General features: G+C 37.7%; 17 protein-coding genes and 1 rRNA gene. 10 read left to right on the top strand and 8 right to left on the bottom strand.

Annotated features, from left to right (window positions below; all coding sequences use genetic code 11):
* The 8 genes from HNQ85_RS15610 to dnaA all read right to left on the bottom strand — a co-directional run.
* Positions 1-70 (bottom strand): 16S ribosomal RNA (locus HNQ85_RS15610); the annotation flags it as partial.
* A 228-nt stretch (positions 71-298) separates the two neighbouring features.
* Positions 299-1,384 (bottom strand): HD domain-containing phosphohydrolase, encoded by a 1,086-nt coding sequence (locus HNQ85_RS15605; protein WP_181538653.1) that lies wholly within the window; start codon positions 1,382-1,384, stop codon positions 299-301.
* Between the two features lie 145 nt (positions 1,385-1,529).
* Positions 1,530-3,995: a DNA gyrase subunit A gene (gene gyrA / locus HNQ85_RS15600; protein ID WP_181538652.1), complete on the bottom strand. Its 2,466-nt coding sequence runs from the start codon at positions 3,993-3,995 to the stop codon at positions 1,530-1,532.
* A gap of 102 nt (positions 3,996-4,097) precedes the next feature.
* The gene (gene gyrB, locus HNQ85_RS15595) at positions 4,098-6,020 is read right to left on the bottom strand and encodes a DNA topoisomerase (ATP-hydrolyzing) subunit B (RefSeq protein WP_181538651.1); all 1,923 of its coding nucleotides are present in this window, start codon (positions 6,018-6,020) and stop codon (positions 4,098-4,100) included.
* Positions 6,021-6,051: 31 nt separating this feature from the next.
* The gene (recF, locus tag HNQ85_RS15590) at positions 6,052-7,167 is read right to left on the bottom strand and encodes a DNA replication/repair protein RecF (RefSeq protein WP_181538650.1); all 1,116 of its coding nucleotides are present in this window, start codon (positions 7,165-7,167) and stop codon (positions 6,052-6,054) included.
* Between the two features lie 16 nt (positions 7,168-7,183).
* Positions 7,184-7,399, bottom strand: coding sequence for a S4 domain-containing protein YaaA (gene yaaA / locus HNQ85_RS15585; RefSeq protein WP_181538658.1), 216 nt, complete (start codon positions 7,397-7,399; stop codon positions 7,184-7,186).
* Between the two features lie 110 nt (positions 7,400-7,509).
* Positions 7,510-8,646 (bottom strand): DNA polymerase III subunit beta, encoded by a 1,137-nt coding sequence (dnaN, locus tag HNQ85_RS15580; protein ID WP_181538649.1) that lies wholly within the window; start codon positions 8,644-8,646, stop codon positions 7,510-7,512.
* A gap of 195 nt (positions 8,647-8,841) precedes the next feature.
* The gene (gene dnaA / locus HNQ85_RS15575) at positions 8,842-10,191 is read right to left on the bottom strand and encodes a chromosomal replication initiator protein DnaA (protein WP_181538648.1); all 1,350 of its coding nucleotides are present in this window, start codon (positions 10,189-10,191) and stop codon (positions 8,842-8,844) included.
* A 532-nt stretch (positions 10,192-10,723) separates the two neighbouring features.
* Here dnaA and rpmH point away from each other — a divergent pair.
* From rpmH to HNQ85_RS15525, 10 genes are all read left to right on the top strand, one after another.
* Positions 10,724-10,858, top strand: coding sequence for a 50S ribosomal protein L34 (rpmH, locus tag HNQ85_RS15570; protein WP_003397591.1), 135 nt, complete (start codon positions 10,724-10,726; stop codon positions 10,856-10,858).
* 85 nt (positions 10,859-10,943) lie between these two features.
* Entirely contained in the window at positions 10,944-11,282 is a 339-nt protein-coding gene (rnpA, locus tag HNQ85_RS15565) for a ribonuclease P protein component (RefSeq protein WP_181538657.1), read from the top strand.
* An 84-nt stretch (positions 11,283-11,366) separates the two neighbouring features.
* Positions 11,367-12,137, top strand: a complete 771-nt coding sequence (gene spoIIIJ, locus HNQ85_RS15560; protein ID WP_181538647.1) for a YidC family membrane integrase SpoIIIJ — start codon at positions 11,367-11,369, stop codon at positions 12,135-12,137.
* Positions 12,134-12,754, top strand: a complete 621-nt coding sequence (gene jag, locus HNQ85_RS15555) for an RNA-binding cell elongation regulator Jag/EloR (protein WP_181538646.1) — start codon at positions 12,134-12,136, stop codon at positions 12,752-12,754. The genes spoIIIJ and jag overlap by 4 nt, the downstream gene beginning before the upstream one ends.
* Positions 12,755-13,065: 311 nt before the next feature.
* Positions 13,066-14,451, top strand: coding sequence for a tRNA uridine-5-carboxymethylaminomethyl(34) synthesis GTPase MnmE (mnmE, locus tag HNQ85_RS15550; protein ID WP_181538645.1), 1,386 nt, complete (start codon positions 13,066-13,068; stop codon positions 14,449-14,451).
* 42 nt (positions 14,452-14,493) lie between these two features.
* Positions 14,494-16,383 carry a tRNA uridine-5-carboxymethylaminomethyl(34) synthesis enzyme MnmG gene (mnmG, locus tag HNQ85_RS15545; RefSeq protein WP_181538644.1) on the top strand — a complete coding sequence of 630 codons (1,890 nt, stop codon included), beginning with the start codon at positions 14,494-14,496 and terminating at the stop codon, positions 16,381-16,383.
* Between the two features lie 21 nt (positions 16,384-16,404).
* Positions 16,405-17,121, top strand: coding sequence for a 16S rRNA (guanine(527)-N(7))-methyltransferase RsmG (gene rsmG / locus HNQ85_RS15540; protein WP_181538643.1), 717 nt, complete (start codon positions 16,405-16,407; stop codon positions 17,119-17,121).
* A 53-nt stretch (positions 17,122-17,174) separates the two neighbouring features.
* Positions 17,175-18,020 (top strand): nucleoid occlusion protein, encoded by an 846-nt coding sequence (noc, locus tag HNQ85_RS15535; protein WP_181538642.1) that lies wholly within the window; start codon positions 17,175-17,177, stop codon positions 18,018-18,020.
* 228 nt (positions 18,021-18,248) lie between these two features.
* Entirely contained in the window at positions 18,249-19,010 is a 762-nt protein-coding gene (locus tag HNQ85_RS15530) for an AAA family ATPase (RefSeq protein WP_181538641.1), read from the top strand.
* Positions 19,003-19,863, top strand: coding sequence for a ParB/RepB/Spo0J family partition protein (locus HNQ85_RS15525; protein WP_181538640.1), 861 nt, complete (start codon positions 19,003-19,005; stop codon positions 19,861-19,863). The genes HNQ85_RS15530 and HNQ85_RS15525 overlap by 8 nt, the downstream gene beginning before the upstream one ends.
* The last annotated feature ends 15 nt before the right edge of the window (positions 19,864-19,878 follow it).

The following is a 19,878-nucleotide window of genomic DNA, read 5'->3' as shown; positions in this document are numbered from 1 at the left end:
TCCGCTCGACTTGCATGTATTAGGCACGCCGCCAGCGTTCGTCCTGAGCCAGGATCAAACTCTCCAATAAAGTTATATACCTAGCAAATTGACGTTGATGCTTGCGTTTTGTTCAGTTTTCAAGGAACTTAATTAGAACAGCTATTTGATAATAACAAAATAAAAAAGAGATGTCAACCTATTAAAATGAATATTATACATAAACATCGGACATGTTCTATTATATTTAATATCATTTATTTGCGCAAGTATATTTTTTAAAAAAAGACAATGATTTTTATCTCATTGTCTTTAACTTTTAATAAATAACTTCTTCAATATGAATATTTCGATGCTCCCTTAACGATACGAACTGATTTGTTTCCAAATTTTTAACCATTGGCCGCGTAGGAGAGTCAGGATAGATAAATACAATTTCTGCTGTCTCTCCACTTGATAGCTTAACTTTTGTTCCAATAGTAAAAGCAGTAAGATTGTCTAATAAAACTTGAACATTTTCCATACTTAACTTTCCAAAACTATCAGCTTGAAGCTGTTCAAGCGCTTTAAATGGAGATTGTTTCGCTCGATAAAGACGCTCCGATATCATCGCATGATAAACATCAGCTACAGCCACTATTTTGCTATAAGGATGAATTTTTTTTTCATCGAGCCCGAATGGATAACCACTTCCATCATTTCTTTCATGGTGTTGCAAAACAGCTAACTTCGCTCCTTCTTGTAATGTTGGAAGTTTTTGAATCATTTTATAACCATATACTGTATGTTGTTTTATTTCTTTATACTCGTCTGAAGTAAGAGCGGAACTTTTTGTTAATAATCTTGGATCAATTTTCGCCATCCCACAATCACATAAAACACCGGATATTGCAATTTGGTAATAATCTCCTTTATCATAACTCAAGTTTTTCGCTATAAACCCTGCAAGCAAACCTACACTAATCGCATGATGATACAAATAGTCTTCCTTTGTTGTGTAACGGTATAGAGAAAATAGTTCCCCTTTTGATTCGAGCAGCTTATCCAGCAATGGAATAATAACTGCTCTAACTTCTCCAATATCAATTGGAACTCCTGATTGCCAAGTTTGAAAAATATGCTTATACTGTTGAACTGCTTTTAAATACAATGAAATATTTTCTTCTTCCACCCTCTCTCTCTCTTGATTCTGATTGTTTTCGATTATTTCACTTGGCTTAAATGGTTCACCGTTGGCCAAAACTGATTTAACATATACATCTTCAATGAAAAATTTTTTTAGCACTGTTAATAAAAGAGGGGTTAATATTGTATTTTTAGGAATAATTGGATTGTTTGATTTTCCCAATACATCTTCTGATAAAATGCATCCTTCCTGCAATTGATTCACTTTTACCCGTATCACTTTTCTTCACCTTCCGATACCGCAAAACATTTAAAAAGGGGCTGACCCATAAGTACTGACCTCACATTCATTTCACAATATATCGTTCATTGATTATATTGTGTTGTGGGGTCTGACACTTCGCTCTTAGGTCAGCCTCTTTATTTTAATGTTCCTCAAATTCTTCGCTATCTTTTTCTTCCTCTTTCGGTACTTTAGCAACTGTAGCAACATATTCATTGTCATCAGATAGACGGATAAGCTTAACTCCCTGTGTATTTCTGCCCATGCGAGAAATATCGCTGACAGCGATGCGAATTAGTATTCCGCTTGCAGTAATTAACATTAAATCTTCTTCATCCGTCACTGTTTTTACCGCAACAACGTCTCCGTTTTTCTCAGTAATATTGCATGTTTTTAATCCTTTTCCACCTCTGCTTTGAATGCGATACTCTGAGGCTGGAGTACGTTTTCCATATCCATTTTTTGTAACAACTAAAACATCTGAGTCTTCATCTAATATTTCCATACCAACGACTTCATCATCCGCATCCAACGTAATGGCTTTTACTCCTGTAGCATTTCTTCCCATTGTTCGTACATCTGTCTCCGGAAAACGAATTAACATACCTTTTTTCGTTCCAACGATAATATCTTTAGATCCATCCGTAAGTTTAACAGAAATTAATTCATCTCCCTCACGTAAACTAATAGCGATTAATCCATTATTACGAATATTGAAGAACGAAGACAATGGTGAACGTTTTGCAATTCCTTCTTTCGTAGTAAAGAAAAGGAACGAATGATCATCGAACTCATCAATGGTGATAATTGTATTAATCCATTCGTCTTTATCAATTTCTAACAAGTTAACAATCGGTATTCCTTTCGCAGTACGTCCAAACTCCGGAATTTCATAACCTTTTGCGCGGTATACTTTTCCTTTGTTTGTGAAAAATAAAATTGTATTATGTGTAGAGGTAATTAATAGATGCTCAACAAAGTCGTCCTCGCTTGTGTTCATTCCTTGAATACCTCTACCACCTCTTCTTTGGCTCTTATATGTCGATACAGGCAAACGCTTAATATAACCTTTATGTGTTAATGTTACGACAATATTTTCGCGCGGAATTAAATCCTCGTCATCGATTTCTTCAACGCTGCCAACGACAATTTCTGTTCTGCGCTCATCATTAAATCTTTCTTTAATTTCAAGCAGCTCATCGCGAATGATTTGTAAAACTTTCTCTTCATCTGCCAAAATGGCTTTCAATTCACTGATTAGTTTAACTAAATCTTTATACTCTTGTTCAATTTTTTCACGTTCTAAACCTGTAAGTCTCTGAAGACGCATATCTAAAATCGCTTGGGCTTGTCTCTCCGTTAAAGAAAATTGTTGCATTAACCCTTCTCTTGCAATATCAGTTGTTTGTGAGCTACGAATTAAGTTGATTACTTCATCTAAGTGATCAAGGGCAATGCGCAATCCTTCTAAAATATGCGCCCGCGCTTCAGCTTTTTTCAATTCATAGGCTGTACGGCGACGAATCACTACTTTTTGATGGTCTAAATAATAATTTAAGCATTGCTTTAAATTTAAAACTTTCGGCTCTCCATCTACTAAAGCAAGCATATTAATACCGAAACTAGTTTGCAAAGCCGTTTGTTTGTATAAGTTATTTAAAATGACATTGGCATTAGCATCTTTTCTCACTTCAATAACAATTCTCATGCCGTTGCGGTCGGATTCATCGCGCAAATCAGTGATTCCGTCAATTTTCTTTTCGCGAACAAGTTCAGCAATTTTCTCAATTAGTTTTGCTTTATTCACTTGATAAGGAAGTTCTCGAACAATAATCGTTTCTTTTCCGCTTGCATTTTTCTCAATTTCTACTTTCGCCCGCAATGTAATTGAGCCGCGACCCGTTTCATACGCTTTACGAATTCCGCTGCGGCCAATAATCTGTCCAGCTGTTGGAAAGTCTGGTCCCGGTATGATTTCCATTAATTCAGCAATGGTAATGTCGGGGTCTTTGCTTAATGCTAAAATTGCATCAATCACTTCGCCAAGCTGATGAGGTGGAATGTTTGTTGCCATCCCGACAGCAATACCAGACGAGCCATTAACAAGCAAGTTAGGAAATCTTGAAGGCAACACGATTGGTTCTTTTTCTGAACCGTCGTAGTTATCTTGGTAGTCAATCGTATCTTTATTAATGTCACGCAAAAGTTCCATCGCTATTTTGGACATGCGCGCCTCGGTGTAACGCATTGCTGCTGCAGCGTCCCCATCAATTGAACCAAAGTTTCCATGTCCATCAACAAGCATGTAGCGATAGTTAAAGTCTTGTGCCATCCGCACCATCGTATCATAAACAGCAGCATCTCCATGAGGATGATATTTACCAATAACTTCACCGACGATACGTGCAGATTTTTTATACGGCTTATCTGCTGTCATTCCTAAATCATGCATTGCATATAAAATACGGCGATGTACCGGCTTTAAACCGTCACGCACATCCGGAAGAGCACGCGATACAATAACACTCATCGCATAATCTAGGAACGATGAACGCATTTCTTGACTAATATTGACTTCTCTAATTCGTAAATTTTGATTTTCCGACATAGAAACGAACCTCCCTTAGAAGTTCACTTTATTAAAATTTGGGGAGGGTGATTAGTTAAACACTCTCCGATGTACAAAGAAGGATAGATACACTATCTATCCTTAAATATCTAAGTTTTTTACATATTTCGCATTTTCCTCAATAAACTGTCTTCGTGGTTCTACTTTATCTCCCATTAAAATTTCAAACGTTTCATCCGCTTCAATGGCATCTTGCAAGCTTACTTGAAGCAATGTTCTCGTTTCGGGATTCATTGTTGTTTCCCATAATTGTTCTGGATTCATCTCGCCAAGACCTTTATACCGTTGAATATTAGGTTTTGGATTGTCAGGTAATTTGGCAAGAATAGTTTCTAATTGACGGTCATTGTATGCATATTCAACATGTTTGCCTTGTTGAATTTTGTAAAGAGGTGGTTGAGCAATATACACATACCCTTTTTCAATAAGTTGCCGCATATATCGATAAAAGAATGTAAGCAATAACGTACGAATATGGGCTCCATCGACATCGGCATCGGTCATGATAATAATTTTATGATAGCGTGCCTTTGTAATATCAAAATCTTCACCGATTCCTGTTCCTAAAGCAGTAATAATGGCTCTCACTTCATTGTTGGATAAGATTTTATCCAGCCGCGCTTTCTCAACGTTAATAATTTTACCACGTAATGGCAAAATCGCTTGGAAATGACGATCCCTTCCTTGCTTAGCCGAACCACCCGCTGAATCTCCCTCAACTACATATAACTCACTAATCGATGGATCCTTTGAGGAGCAGTCCGCTAGTTTTCCTGGTAAATTGGACACTTCAAGAGCGCTCTTTCTTCTCGTTAGCTCTCTCGCTTTCTTTGCTGCTAGTCGAGCACGTGCTGCCATCATTCCCTTTTCGACAATCTTTCTTGCCACTACAGGATTTTCTAATAAAAATGTCTCAAAGTGCTCGGAGAAAATAGAATCTGTAACTGTTCTTGCATCACTGTTTCCAAGCTTTGTTTTTGTTTGTCCTTCAAACTGAGGGGCTGGATGCTTTACTGAAACAATGGCGGTTAATCCTTCACGAACATCTTCGCCGGTTAAATTTGTATCATTGTCTTTTATGATATGATGCTTGCGTGCATAGTCATTAATAATGCGAGTTAATGCTGTTTTAAAACCTGATTCGTGTGTCCCGCCCTCATGTGTATGAATATTATTTGCAAATGAATATATATTACTAGTATAGCCGTCGTTATATTGGAGGGCGATTTCAACATAAATTCCATCTTTCTCGCCAACAATATAAATTGGTTCTTCATGAAGAACTTCTCTCGTGCGGTTCAAGTGCTCTACATACGACTTGATTCCACCTTCGTAATAATACTCATTTTTGCGGTTTTCTACGCGCTTATCCTCAAGCGTAATTTTGATGCCGCGGTTTAAGAAAGCAAGTTCTCGCAGACGAGTCGCTAACGTATCATAATCATATTCTGTTGTCTCTGTAAAAATTTCAGGATCTGGTTTAAAATGCACGGTAGTTCCTGTGCGATCCGTATCACCAATTACTTGCAAATCTGTAACCGGAACACCACGTTTATATTTTTGATAATGTATTTTTCCTTCGAGATATACAAACACTTCCAACTCTGTTGATAATGCATTCACAACTGATGCGCCAACACCATGCAATCCGCCAGATACTTTATAGCCGCCACCGCCGAACTTACCGCCTGCATGGAGAACCGTCATGATTACTTCTACAGCTGGCCGTCCCATTTTTTCATGAATTCCGACTGGAATACCTCGTCCATTATCAACAACTGTAATACTATTATCTTCCTCAATCGTCACATTAATTTCCGTACAATAACCGGCCAGCGCTTCGTCAATACTATTGTCGACTATTTCCCATACTAAATGATGAAGCCCTTTTGATCCCGTTGAGCCAATGTACATTCCCGGTCTTTTACGAACGGCTTCTAATCCCTCAAGGACTTGAATTTGGCTTGCATCATATGTCTGTTCCACTTTTTGCTCCATTGTCATGTCAATCACCTACGCTTTCCCTATAAAAAAATTAAACCTTGGCAATTTGCCCTGAAACAACTTTATATATATCCGCTTCTTTAATTACCTCATGCTCTATTCCATCGATACTCGTTGTTGTTACAAATGTTTGCACTTTTCCTTGTATAGTATTGAGCAAATGAGTTTGGCGAAAATCGTCAAGCTCTGATAAAACATCATCCAACAGCAAGATTGGATAATCGCCAATTTCAGAAAAAATAAGCTCAATTTCCGCTAATTTTAAAGAGAGAGCGGTTGTTCGTTGCTGGCCTTGCGAGCCGAATGTTTGCACATCTTTTCCATTCACATCGAATGCTAAATCATCACGATGCGGGCCCACCAATGTCGTTCCCCTGTCTATTTCTCTATCCTTTATTTTAGCAAACTTCTCGTTATATGCTTCTATTATTCTCGACAATTCCACGTCTTCTGATACATCGATAGACGGACGATATTTTATCTCCAATGTTTCAAGCCCTCTGCTTATCTCATAATGAATGGGTTCAGCCCATTTTTGCAACAAATCCAAAAACTGGTATCGTTTTAATGTAATCTTAGCAGCTAATTCAATTAATTGATCCGTTAATACTTCGAGCATTGTTTCATCGTTATGACGATTCGATTGGAGCAGTTTTAAATAATGATTTCTTTGCTGCAAGATTTTTTGGTATTGACTTAAATCATGCATATAAACAGGGGAAACTTGTCCAATTTCCATGTCGATAAAACGTCTTCTTATTTGAGGACTTCCTTTGACAAGATTCAAATCCTCAGGAGCAAACATGACAACATTTATATTTCCAACGTATTGACTTAATTTTGGCTGTTCAATATGATTACTCCGTGCTTTTTTTCCTTTTTTCGAGATTATTAATTCCAAAGACAATGGGCCCTTTCGTTTTATGGCTCTCCCCTCTATTTTAGCATATTCCTCTTCCCAACAAATAAGGTCTTTATCGTTAGAAGTACGGTGGGATTTTGCCATTGCTAAAACATAAATGGCTTCCATCACATTCGTTTTTCCTTGGGCATTTTCCCCTAAAATGATATTTACTTTATTTTCAAACTGAAGTTCGGCGCTTTTATAATTACGGTAATTTTTTAAGCATAAATTCGTTAAAAACAAAGGTACTTCACCTACTCTATGTGATTACAATAAAGGTACCGTGTCCTTTAATTTCGACTACATCTTCAGGCTTTAGTTTGCGGCCGCGACGGTTTTCGCGCTCTCCATTTACATATACTTCATAGTTTTGCAAAAACCATTTCGCCATGCCACCCGTTTCAATTACGTTCGCTAATTTCAATAATTGACCTAGTGTAATTGTATCCGTAGAAATTTTAATTTTCTCAACCATCATTCAATCGCTCTCTTTCGTAAAAACTGTCCATTATTTCATTTTACTAAAAATTTTGTCCATAGAAAAGAAAGCTGCCAGAACCCCGTCTTTCTAGCAGCTTTCATTTTTTAGTACGTTCTTACAGGAAGAATAAGTTGAAGCATTGATTCATCATTAATCGGACGAATTAAAAATGGCCGCATCGCTCCAGTGAAGCTAATTTTAATTTCTGTTCCCTCCAACGCTTTGAGAGCCTCCATCATATATTTTGCACTGAAAGAAATTTTCAATTCTTCCCCTGTGACAGATTCACTTTGAATTTCCTCAATGACTTTTCCGATTTCAGGAGAATTAGAGGAAATCTCAATGACACCATCCTGCAAAGTTGATAATTTTACTACGTTATTTCTACCTTCCCTTGCCAAAAGAGAAGCACGATCAATAGCTTGGAAAAACTCTTTCGCATTTACTATAACGTCTGTTTTGCTATCTTCAGGAATTAAACGGGATGTCTCTGGATAATTCCCTTCAAGAAGTCTTGAGAAAAATAACAAATGTTTTGTTTTAAATAGGATTTGGTTTTCAGTAATAACAATATCTACTAATTCTGTAGTATCGTCTAAAATTTTACTTAATTCATTCAAGCTTTTTCCTGGAATGACAACATTGTAGAATACTTCACTCTCTGTTTCGATTTTCGCCTTCCGCAGCGCTAAACGATGGCTATCTGTTGCAATACAGATGAGTTCATTGTTTTCCACCTTCCAGTTTACACCTGTCAAGATCGGTCTAGTTTCTGAAGTGGAAACAGCAAAAACAGTTTGGCGAATGATTGTTTTTAGTAAATCTGTAGGAATTTTAAATACATTTTCTTCTTCAATTTGCGGCAGACGTGGATACTCTTCTGCATCTAATCCATTGAGATTGAATTCTGCTTTCCCTGAACGAATAATCGTTAAAAACTGATTTTGTACTTCGATTTCTACTGTTTCTTTTGGGAGTTTTTTTACAATTTCACCAAAGAAACGAGCTGGTAGCACAATGCTTCCTGGTTCCAGGATTTCTACTATGACTTTATCTTCTTCTTCCACAGGAATAAAGGATTCAATAGAAATATCTGAATCGCTTCCAGTCAACGTAACGCCTTGCTCAGTCGCTACAATTTTAATACCTGTTAAGATGGGGATAGTTGTTCTTGAAGAGATTGCTTTCATGACATCTTGAACACTTCGAACTAAATAGTCGCGCTGAATCACAAATTTCATCAACAAGTTCCTCCTAAATGTGTCTATTTTATATATTATTATTCTTAAAAAATAATAGAAGTAGTCGTAGGTGTTGTTGACATGTGGATAACTCTGAAAAACAAAGGAAACACAGTCTATCCACATGTGGACAAACTGTGTAAAAACAAGCTATTGTTATTCACATTATCCTAAAAAGTTCAAGTAGTCTGCTTTCTACTGTTTTAATTTTTCTTGAATTTCTTTTAAATGTTTCTGTAATTGGACATCCGTTTGTAAGAGCTTAGAAATTTTTTCATGAGCGTGAATGACCGTTGTATGATCCCGTCCGCCAAACTCCTCACCAATTTTCGGTAAAGAACAATCGGTTAACTCGCGGGAAAGATACATCGCGATTTGTCGCGGAAAAGCTACTGATTTTGTTCTCTTCTTAGCTTTAAAGTCTTCCAGCTTTACATTAAAATGCTGTCCAACGACTCTTTGAATATCCTGAATGGTGATGACTTTTGGTTTTGAACTTGGAATAATGTCCTTTAGAGCCTCAGCGGCTAAATCAGCATTAATTTCTTTGTTAATTAATGATGAATAAGCAACTACGCGAATAAGTGCTCCCTCGAGTTCACGGATATTGGAGTCAATTTGGTTTGCTATATAAAGCATCACTTCGTTTGGAATATCAAACCCTTCCGCTTTGGCTTTTTTGCGCAGGATAGCAATTCGCGTTTCCAAATCAGGAGGAGTGATGTCCGTAATAAGGCCCCATTCAAAGCGTGAACGTAGGCGATCTTCGAGCGTCGGGATTTCTTTTGGAGGTCGGTCGCTCGAAATAACAATTTGTTTACTTTCTTCATGAAGCGTATTAAATGTATGGAAAAATTCCTCTTGTGTTTGTTCTTTTCCCGCTAAAAATTGAATATCGTCAATTAATAGAACGTCTACATTTCTATATTTATTGCGAAAATCGACCGCTTTGTTATCTCGAATGGAGTTAATGAACTCGTTTGTAAATTTTTCAGAAGATAGGTAGACAACTTTGGCCGATGGATTGTGCTCAATAACATAGTGACCAATTGCATGCATTAAGTGTGTCTTCCCTAATCCTACACCGCCGTATATGAAAAGAGGATTATATGCTTTAGCAGGCGCTTCCGCTACTGCTAATGAAGCTGCATGGGCAAAGCGGTTTCCTGAACCGATGACAAACGTATCAAAAGTATATTTTGGATTCAGCATGCTTTGCGGCAGTTCTGTTTGTTCTTCCTCTGTTTTCCGATGTTTTTTGATGGCGGGCTTTATGTTAAACTCTTCCTCGTTTTGATTTTGCGGAATAATAAACTTGATTTTCAGCTCTTCACCAGTAATGTCATAAATCGTTTCAGCAATTAAGTTGGCATAGCGGGAGTCTAGCCAGTCTCTTGCAAATTCATTAGGGGCTATGATGACGAGTGTATCACCTTTAAGAGAGTGGGCTTTTGTTGACTTTAGCCATGTTTCAAAGCTGGGCTTGCTGATTTTCTTTTCAATTTCTGCGAGCGCCTTATTCCATAAATCATGTATATTTTCCACCCGTTGGCCCTCCTTTACATAAGAGGTTGTTTAACTTTTGTATAACTGTATAAGATGAATGAATATAAGATTATAAAAATGCAAATGTGGAAAAACATATAAATAGGAAATAATAAAGTATTTCGACAAAATCCACGCTATGTGGATAACGTTTATTCACATGTTAAATACGATGTCCACAACTTATTCACATTTTGTGGATAAATAACTTATTCACAAAAATTATCCAAAGTAAAAACAACAATATAATAACAAATAAACTACTATGTTGCAATGTATTTTTAAAATTATCCACAATAACCAAAGTTGTGGAAAAGTTGTTATCCACACAGGAATAAAATGTGAAAAAAATGTCGATAAATGTTGTGGATAATATAAAAAGAGTGAAAAAAATTATCCACATTGAACTTTGTATAAGTTTAAAGATCATTTTGAAGAAAGATACTCCTGGAACGGTTGACATTTTTATAGATTTCTCACTATAATTAGAAAGACTGCCTGTAACAGTTATTCCTCAGGGAGGTGTCATATAATGAAAAGAACTTATCAACCAAATAAGCGTAAGCGCAGCAAAGTTCACGGTTTCCGCGCTCGCATGAGCACAAAGAACGGACGTAAAGTTCTTGCTCGTCGTCGTCGTAAAGGAAGAAAAGTATTATCAGCATAGGCCACTGAAACCTCAGTGGTCTTTTTTCTAAGCTTGCTTTCATCATAAAATCCCGAACGAATATGGGAGTGTGTTGGACCTTGGGATAAAGAAAAAATATCGTATAAAGAAAAATGACGAGTTTCAAAAAGTGTTCCAAAATGGAAGATCAACGGCAAATCGTCAGTTCGTTATTTACGTGCTTGATAAGCCGGAGCAGCCTTACTTTCGTGTCGGGTTGTCAGTAAGCAAAAAACTTGGCAAAGCTGTAGTTAGAAATCGAATTAAACGATATATAAGACAAGTGTTTTTAGAGACGGGGGAACAAATCGTTCCAGGCAAGGATTATGTTATTATTGCGAGAAGGCCTGTTTCGGATATGGGATATGCGGAAGTAAAGAAAAGCTTAATCCATGTCTTTAGGAAGGCTGGAATCATGAAATAACTGACATTTGGACAGCTATTTCAGCTATGATAATGTTAAAATACATAATGGATATGCACGAATATTAAATGTTAGGAGGAAAAAATGGTGAAAAGGCGGATTTGGTTAGCATTTTTATTAGTGGCCTTGCTAGCCTTTGTATCAGGTTGTTCACAAATAAACGAACCAATTACACCGGAGAGCAAAGGATTTTGGAATCAGTACATTGTTTATCCGCTTTCATGGCTAATCACATATGTTGCGAATTTGTTTAATGACAATTATGGTTTGTCGATTATTATTGTTACTGTTTTAATTCGCTTAGTTATTTTGCCACTCATGATTCAGCAGACGAAAAACTCAAAAGCAATGCAAGCTCTTCAGCCAGAATTGCAAAAGTTGCGCGAAAAATATAGCTCTAAAGATATGCAAACCCAACAAAAGCTGCAACAGGAAACAATGCTATTGTTCCAAAAGCATGGAGTAAATCCGCTGGCAGGCTGTTTCCCGCTTTTAATTCAGATGCCGATTTTGATTGGTTTTTACCATGCTATTATGCGAACAAAAGAAATCGCTAATCATAACTTCTTATGGTTTGATTTAGGAGATAAAGATCCGTACTATATTCTACCGTTAATAGCTGGAGTAACTACTTTTATTCAACAAAAAATGATTATGGCTGGAACGGAACAACAAAATCCACAAATGGCAATGATGCTCTGGATGATGCCGGTTATGATTGTTATTTTTGCGATTAATTTCCCGGCAGCGTTATCATTGTATTGGGTAGTTGGAAACATCTTTATGATTATTCAAACATACTTTATTAAAGGCCCAGATATAAAGACTGCTAATTCAGGAGGAGCGAAGAAGTGAAAGAAGTAACTGCTACGGCCCAAACTGTCGAAGAAGCAGTTCATCTAGCTTTAGCTCAACTAAATGTTTCGAAAGAACGGGCGGAAATTATTGTTGTTGATGAAGGAAAGAAAGGTTTTTTAGGGATTTTTGGGGCAAGACCGGCTATTGTAAAGGCAAAGTTAATCTATAATCCTATAGAAGAAGCTGAGAAATTTTTAAAATCTGTAATTGAAAAGATGGGAATTCAAGCAGATATTCAAAAAATAGAAAATGGCAGAAATGCAGAATTTATTTTAAGTGGCGAGCAAATGGCCTTATTAATTGGCAAACATGGACAAACGTTGAATTCGCTTCAATTGTTAGCTCAACTTGTAGCCAATCGATATTCGGAACATTATATTCATATTACGATTGATGCAGAAAACTATCGCGCGAGACGAAAAGAGACACTTGCTCAATTAGCGCAAAAATTAGCGGACAAAGCAATAAAAACGGGAAAAGAAGTCAAGTTAGAGCCGCTTCCAGCTTATGAAAGAAAAATTATTCATGCCGCGTTAGCGGAGCGTAAAGGAATAAAAACATATTCTGTTGGAACGGAACCGCACCGCTACATCGTTATATCCCCGGATCAATAAACTCTAGGGCGTAATGCCTAGGGTTTATTTTTTTAACTTTTTAAAGGCAAAATTTATGTTTATTCGTCTTCATTACTCCTGAATTGATATTGACGTGCTTATTATTATTGTTATTCACATGTGGATAAGTTAAAATTAAAATGATTGCACTGAATGTGGATAATTTTTGTGTCTGGGAATATAGAAACATTTTCTTTTGTTCACAATATAAATGTGTTATTTTAATAATTTAGGGAATCTATTCGGGATATAATGGGATTTAACATATAGATAGGATAGCGGCTTTTTTAGTAAAAAAGAGGTGATAGGAGATGGAGTTTGATACAATTGCAGCCATTTCAACGCCGCTGGGAGAAGGAGCGATAGCGATTGTCCGACTAAGCGGAAATGAGGCGATACAAATTGCTGATAAAATTTTTAAGGGAGTCGGGGACAAGCGCTTAAAAGACGTACCATCTCATACGATTCATTATGGTCATATTGTCGATCCTTCTTCAGGGCAAACGGTTGAAGAAGTAATGGTAACGGTGATGAGAGCGCCAAAAACATTTACAAGGGAAGACGTCGTGGAAATTAATTGTCACGGTGGTCTCTTTTCTGTCAATCGTGTTCTACAGCTTGTGTTAACGAATGGAGCGCGTTTAGCTGAACCGGGAGAATTTACAAAACGCGCCTTTTTAAATGGGCGCATTGATTTGTCACAGGCGGAAGCGGTTATGGATTTAATTCGTGCGAAAACAGACAGGGCGATGAATGTAGCGTTAAGTCAAATGGAAGGGCGCCTTTCAAAGCTAATCCGCGGGTTACGGCAAACGATTTTAGAGACATTAGCTCACGTTGAAGTAAACATCGATTACCCAGAATATGACGATGTTGAAGAGATGACGCATAAAATGCTCATTGAAAAAGCGCTCTATGTTCGTGATGAGATTAATAAGCTTTTGCAAACATCACAGCAAGGGAAAATATTGCGTGAAGGTTTGGCAACGGTGATTATTGGTAGGCCGAATGTCGGGAAATCATCATTACTCAACAGTTTAGTACATGAAAATAAGGCGATTGTCACTGATATTCCAGGAACAACAAGGGATGTCATTGAAGAATACGTAAACGTGCGCGGAGTGCCGCTTCGATTAATCGATACAGCTGGAATTCGTGAAACGGAAGATATTGTCGAAAGAATCGGAGTAGAGCGTTCGCGCGAAGTGCTTAAGAAAGCCGACTTAATTTTACTCGTTTTAAATTATAATGAGGAACTAACCCCAGAAGATGAGCAACTTTTTGAAGCGGTTAAGGATATGGATGTGATTGTCATCGTCAATAAAACGGACTTACCGCAGAAAATTGACATGGGACGTGTTCGGGAGCTCGCTGGCAATTGGCCAATTGTAACTACATCTCTTTTACAAGAAAAAGGAATTGATGAATTAGAAGAAGCGATTTCTTCTCTATTTTTTACGGGTGCTATTGAAGCAAAAGATTTAACATATGTATCTAACTCTCGGCATATTGCACTTCTTCATCAAGCGAAACAGGCGGTTGAAGAAGCGATTTCTGGAATAGAAGCAGGAGTGCCAATTGATATTGTGCAAATCGATTTAACAAGAACATGGGAATTGCTAGGTGAGATTATCGGTGATACGGTACATGAAAGTTTGATTGATCAGCTCTTTTCGCAATTTTGCTTAGGAAAGTAAGTATATTTGTCACAGAGGGATTGAAAGAAGGAGGTTATTTTTATGGAATATCACGCCGGCTCATATGACGTTATTGTAGTTGGTGCCGGGCATGCGGGGTGTGAAGCGGGATTAGCCGCGGCTCGCATGGGAGCAAAGACGTTAATGATTACACTCAATCTTGATATGGTTGCGTTTATGCCTTGTAACCCATCGATTGGTGGTCCAGCAAAAGGAATTGTTGTGAGAGAAATTGATGCGCTGGGCGGAGAAATGGGGAAAAATATTGATAAAACCTATATTCAAATGAGAATGTTGAATACAGGAAAAGGTCCAGCTGTGCGTGCGTTGCGTGCTCAAGCGGATAAGTTCCTATATCAGCATGAAATGAAAAAGACGCTTGAAAATCAAAAGAATCTCACATTATTGCAGGGAAAAGTAGAACGTTTAATCGTTGAGGACGGCGTCTGCAAAGGAGTTATTACGCATACAGGGGCTCACTATTATGCCAAAACAGTTGTTATTACAACTGGAACATTTTTACGCGGAGAAATTATTATCGGTGACATTAAATACTCGAGCGGTCCAAATAACCAGCAGCCTTCTATCAAGTTATCTGAGCATTTAGAAGAGCTTGGGTTTGAATTAGTGCGTTTTAAAACAGGAACACCTCCTCGAGTAAATAGTCGATCTATCGATTACAGTAAAACAGAAATTCAGCCGGGTGACGATGTTCCTAGAGCGTTTTCCTATGAGACGACGGAGTTTATTACCGATCAGCTTCCTTGCTGGTTAACGTATACAACGGAAGAGACTCATCGAATTATTGACGAGAATCTTCACTTATCACCAATGTACTCAGGAATGATTAAAGGAACAGGACCACGCTACTGTCCGTCCATTGAAGATAAAATTGTCCGTTTCCATGACAAACCGCGTCATCAAATTTTCTTAGAGCCGGAAGGACGCAATACAGAGGAAGTGTATGTACAAGGATTATCAACAAGCTTACCAGAGCATATTCAGCGGAAAATTTTAGCAACGATTCCTGGTTTAGAGAATGTGGAAATGATGCGCGCTGGCTATGCAATTGAATATGACGCGATTGTACCAACACAGTTGTGGCCAACGCTTGAAACGAAAATCGTGAAAAATTTATATACGGCCGGACAAATTAACGGAACTTCTGGCTATGAAGAAGCAGCGGGACAAGGAATTATTGCCGGAATTAATGCCGCTAGAAAAGCACTAGGAAAAGAAGAGCTTATTTTAAGTCGTTCCGATGCTTATATCGGTGTATTGATTGACGATCTTGTCACAAAGGGAACAAATGAGCCATATCGTTTACTGACATCACGTGCGGAATATCGTTTATTACTTCGTCATGATAACGCTGATTTGCGTCTAACAGAGATTGGTTATAAAATCGGTCTCATTTCCGAGGAGCGTTATCAAAAGTTTTTAGCGAAGAAAGAGGCCATTGAGAAAGAGAAAAAACGATTAGCTTCCCATATTATTAAACCGACTGCACAAGTGCAAGAGGTTATTCGTAATGCTGGCGGAAGCGAGTTGAAAGACGGAATTCGCGCTGCCGATTTATTGAAACGTCCAGAAATGACATACGAGCACATCAAAATGCTTGCACCGGCAGATGTAGAAATTCCGCCAGAGGTAGCGGAACAAGTAGAAATCCAAATTAAGTATGAAGGATACATTGAGAAATCACTTCAACAAGTAGAACGCTTGAAGAAGATGGAAAACAAAAAAATTCCAGAGGATATTGATTATGATGCGATTAACGGGCTTGCAACAGAAGCAAGACAAAAGTTAAAACAAGTTCGCCCGCTTTCCGTTGCACAGGCTTCCCGTATTTCCGGAGTAAATCCAGCCGATATTTCAATATTATTAGTTTATTTAGAACAAGGAAGAATCGCTCGAGTGTCGAATGAATAACAATAGTGAAAGGATTGGCTTATGGAGACGAGACAGTTTCAGACGATGTTAGAGGAGAGGGGAATTGTCCTTTCTCCTCAACAACTTGAACAATTTGAACTGTATTATGAATTATTAGTGGAATGGAACGAAAAAATGAACTTAACTGCTATTACGGACAAGCCTGGAGTATATTTAAAGCATTTTTTCGATTCAATTTCTCCAGCATTTTACTATGATTTTTCAAAGCCGATTTCTATTTGTGACGTAGGAGCAGGAGCCGGATTTCCAAGCATTCCTTTAAAAATTTGTTTTCCGCATTTAAAGTTATCAATTGTCGATTCATTGCAAAAACGAATTACGTTTCTTAACCATCTTGCGTCTAAGCTACAGTTAGAGAATGTGGCATTTTATCATGACCGTGCAGAAACATTTGGGAGAAAAGAAGGAATTCGCGAATCATTTGATGTAGTTATAGCAAGAGCGGTTGCACGAATGGCAGTATTAAGTGAGCTTTGCCTTCCATTAGTTAAAATGAACGGAACATTTATCGCCATGAAAGCAGCTGCTGCCGGGGAGGAATTAGAACAAGGAAAAACGGCTATTAAAGTACTTGGCGGGGAAGTTGAACGTACAGAACAGTTTATTTTACCAATTGAACAAAGTGAGCGCACGATCATTTTTATTGAGAAAAAACGGAAAACACCAAAAAAATATCCTCGAAAACCAGGAATGCCAAATAAGCTTCCGATTGAATAAATGTTTTATATTAACAGAATACAGGGGAGAGTTTTCAAAGGTGGTGTAGGGGCATGAAACATCCTTTTTCGCGCTTTTTCAATTTTGGGGAAAAGGAAACTGAACAAGTAATGGAAAAAACAGAAGGAGAAGAAATTAGAAAAATTCCTGTATCTCTTATTGTACCGAATCGCTATCAACCGCGTACGATTTTCGCAGAGGACAAGATTGAAGAATTAGCGCTAACCATCCGGACACATGGAATCATTCAACCGATTGTTGTCCGCGAATGCGAAGATGGGAAATTTGAAATTATTGCTGGAGAAAGACGCTGGCGGGCTGTCCAAAAACTTGGATGGGAAGAGATACCTGCTATTGTTAAAAATTTAAATGACACAGAAACCGCGTCTGTGGCGCTCATTGAAAACTTGCAGCGCGAGGAATTAACACCGATTGAAGAAGCGCTTGCATATGCGAAACTGCTTGAATTGCATAATTTAACTCAGGAGGCGTTAGCCCAACGATTAGGAAAAGGCCAATCAACGGTAGCTAACAAGCTGCGTTTATTAAAACTTCCTCAAGAGGTACAGGATGCTCTTTTACAAAGGAAAATTACAGAACGCCACGCTCGTGCGCTAATCGCATTGAAAGATAAAGAAAAACAGCTAAAACTTTTACAAGAAATTGTTGAAAAGCAATTAAATGTAAAACAAACAGAAGATCGCGTTCTCAAAATGTTGGAGAATGCTTCGCCTAAGCCAAAGCCTAAACGAAAAGCGTTCAGCAAAGATATGAGAATCGCTGTAAATACAATCCGCCAATCATTAACGATGGTGGCAGATAGCGGTCTTGCGATCGATTCAGAGGAAGAGGACTTTGAAGATTACTATCAAATTACGATTCGCATTCCTAAAAAGTAATATTGCCCTTAATTATGCCTCATCATAAGCTACATTGATGAGGTTTTTTATTTAATTTTTATTTATAGATTAGAAAAAGCATCCATCTTAGTTGTTTCATGATAAAATAAAAAACATAGCGACTCTTCTCGTCCGTTATGTTTTAAACAATAAATATGAAGGCAGCATTACGTACGGTTAGAACAAAATAAAGATTTGATTTAGTATGAGTTGAGGGTAGGTGTCATCGTGGGCAAGATTATCGCGATTGCAAACCAAAAAGGCGGGGTTGGAAAAACGACAACAGCAGTGAATTTAGCTGCCTGCCTTGCATATATAGGAAAAAAAGTGTTGCTTGTAGATATTGATCCGCAGGGAAATGCGACAAGCGGAATCGGCATTGAAAAAGGCGATGTGGATGAATGTATCTATAACGTTCTTGTTGAAGAGATGACAGCGAAAGAAGTAATAAGACCAACCTCTATCGAAAACCTACATATTATTCCTGCTACCATTCAGCTTGCAGGAGCGGAAATAGAGCTTGTTCCGATTATTTCTCGTGAGATTCGTTTAAAGAAAGCACTCGAGCCTTTAAAATCTCTATATGAATTTATTATTATTGATTGTCCGCCTTCTTTAGGCTTGCTCACTGTCAATGCTTTAACTGCTGCAGATACCGTTTTAATTCCGGTACAGTGTGAGTACTATGCTCTTGAAGGGTTAAGTCAATTACTGAATACAATACGTTTAGTACAAAAACATTTAAATAAAGATTTACGATTAGAAGGCGTTGTTCTGACGATGCTGGATGCTAGGACAAACCTCGGCATTCAAGTAATTCAAGAAGTGAAAAAATATTTTCGAGAAAAAGTCTATCAAACGATTATTCCACGGAATGTCCGCTTAAGCGAAGCACCAAGTCACGGGAAACCAATTATTCTTTATGATACAAAATCCCGCGGAGCAGAAGTATATTTAGAGTTTGCGAAGGAGGTGTTAGAACGTGGCTAAAGGTCTTGGAAAAGGGATTAATGCATTGTTTGCGAATTTAGAAACTAAAGAAGACGAGGTTATTCAAGAAATCAGTATTAAAGAGCTGCGGCCGAATCCTTACCAACCGAGGAAAACATTTAAGCAAGAAACAATTGACGAGTTAAAAGAATCAATTCTTCAACATGGTATTTTACAGCCGCTCATTGTTAGAAAAAGTATTAAAGGTTATGAAATTGTTGTTGGCGAAAGACGATATCGCGCCGCTAAAGAAGCAAAATTAAAAACAGTCCCTGCCGTAGTCCGCGATTTAACCGAACAGCAAATGATGGAATTTGCGCTATTAGAAAATTTACAGCGTGAGGATTTGACACCAATTGAGGAGGCGCGGGCTTATCAAGCGCTTATTGACCATTTGAACATTACTCAAGAAGAGTTGGCAAAGCGATTAGGAAAAAGCCGTCCTCATATTGCTAATCATATTCGGTTACTTTCACTTCCAAAAGATGTGCAGCAGCTTATCACAGATGGGATTTTATCGATGGGGCATGGTCGCGCTTTGTTAGGATTAAAGAAAAAAGGAAAATTGAAAACGATTGTCGACAAGATTGTAAAAGAAAAACTAAATGTTCGCCAAGTGGAACAGCTCATCAATCAGATTAACCAAAATGTTTCACGTGAAACATCACAGATAAAAGTAGAGAAAAGCATATTTTTAAAACAAAGTGAGTCTTTGTTAAGGGAAAAGCTTGGAACTCCTGTTGTGATTAAACAAAATCGAAAAAAAGGGAAAATTGAAATCGAGTTCTTTTCAAATGAAGACTTAGAAAGAATATTAGAATTATTAAATGTAAAATTTGATGAGCTGGAGTAACGATAACCATCCGTT

It is taken from the genome of [Anoxybacillus] calidus (assembly GCF_013760845.1).
Lineage (GTDB): Bacteria > Bacillota > Bacilli > Bacillales > Anoxybacillaceae > Paranoxybacillus > Paranoxybacillus calidus.
This window is presented reverse-complemented; position numbering and strand designations above follow the sequence as displayed.

Bases quoted from the DNA above. Each gene is read 5' to 3' on its own strand.
- rsmG (WP_181538643.1), top strand. From the start codon at position 16,405: ATGGAGACGAGACAGTTTCAGACGATGTTAGAGGAGAGGGGAATTGTC.
- noc (WP_181538642.1), top strand. From the start codon at position 17,175: ATGAAACATCCTTTTTCGCGCTTTTTCAATTTTGGGGAAAAGGAAACT.
- mnmG (WP_181538644.1), top strand. From the start codon at position 14,494: ATGGAATATCACGCCGGCTCATATGACGTTATTGTAGTTGGTGCCGGG.
- gyrA (WP_181538652.1), bottom strand. From the start codon at position 3,995: ATGTCGGAAAATCAAAATTTACGAATTAGAGAAGTCAATATTAGTCAA.
- mnmE (WP_181538645.1), top strand. From the start codon at position 13,066: ATGGAGTTTGATACAATTGCAGCCATTTCAACGCCGCTGGGAGAAGGA.
- gyrB (WP_181538651.1), bottom strand. From the start codon at position 6,020: ATGACAATGGAGCAAAAAGTGGAACAGACATATGATGCAAGCCAAATT.
- dnaN (WP_181538649.1), bottom strand. From the start codon at position 8,646: ATGAAATTTGTGATTCAGCGCGACTATTTAGTTCGAAGTGTTCAAGAT.
- spoIIIJ (WP_181538647.1), top strand. From the start codon at position 11,367: ATGGTGAAAAGGCGGATTTGGTTAGCATTTTTATTAGTGGCCTTGCTA.
- rpmH (WP_003397591.1), top strand. From the start codon at position 10,724: ATGAAAAGAACTTATCAACCAAATAAGCGTAAGCGCAGCAAAGTTCAC.
- yaaA (WP_181538658.1), bottom strand. From the start codon at position 7,399: ATGGTTGAGAAAATTAAAATTTCTACGGATACAATTACACTAGGTCAA.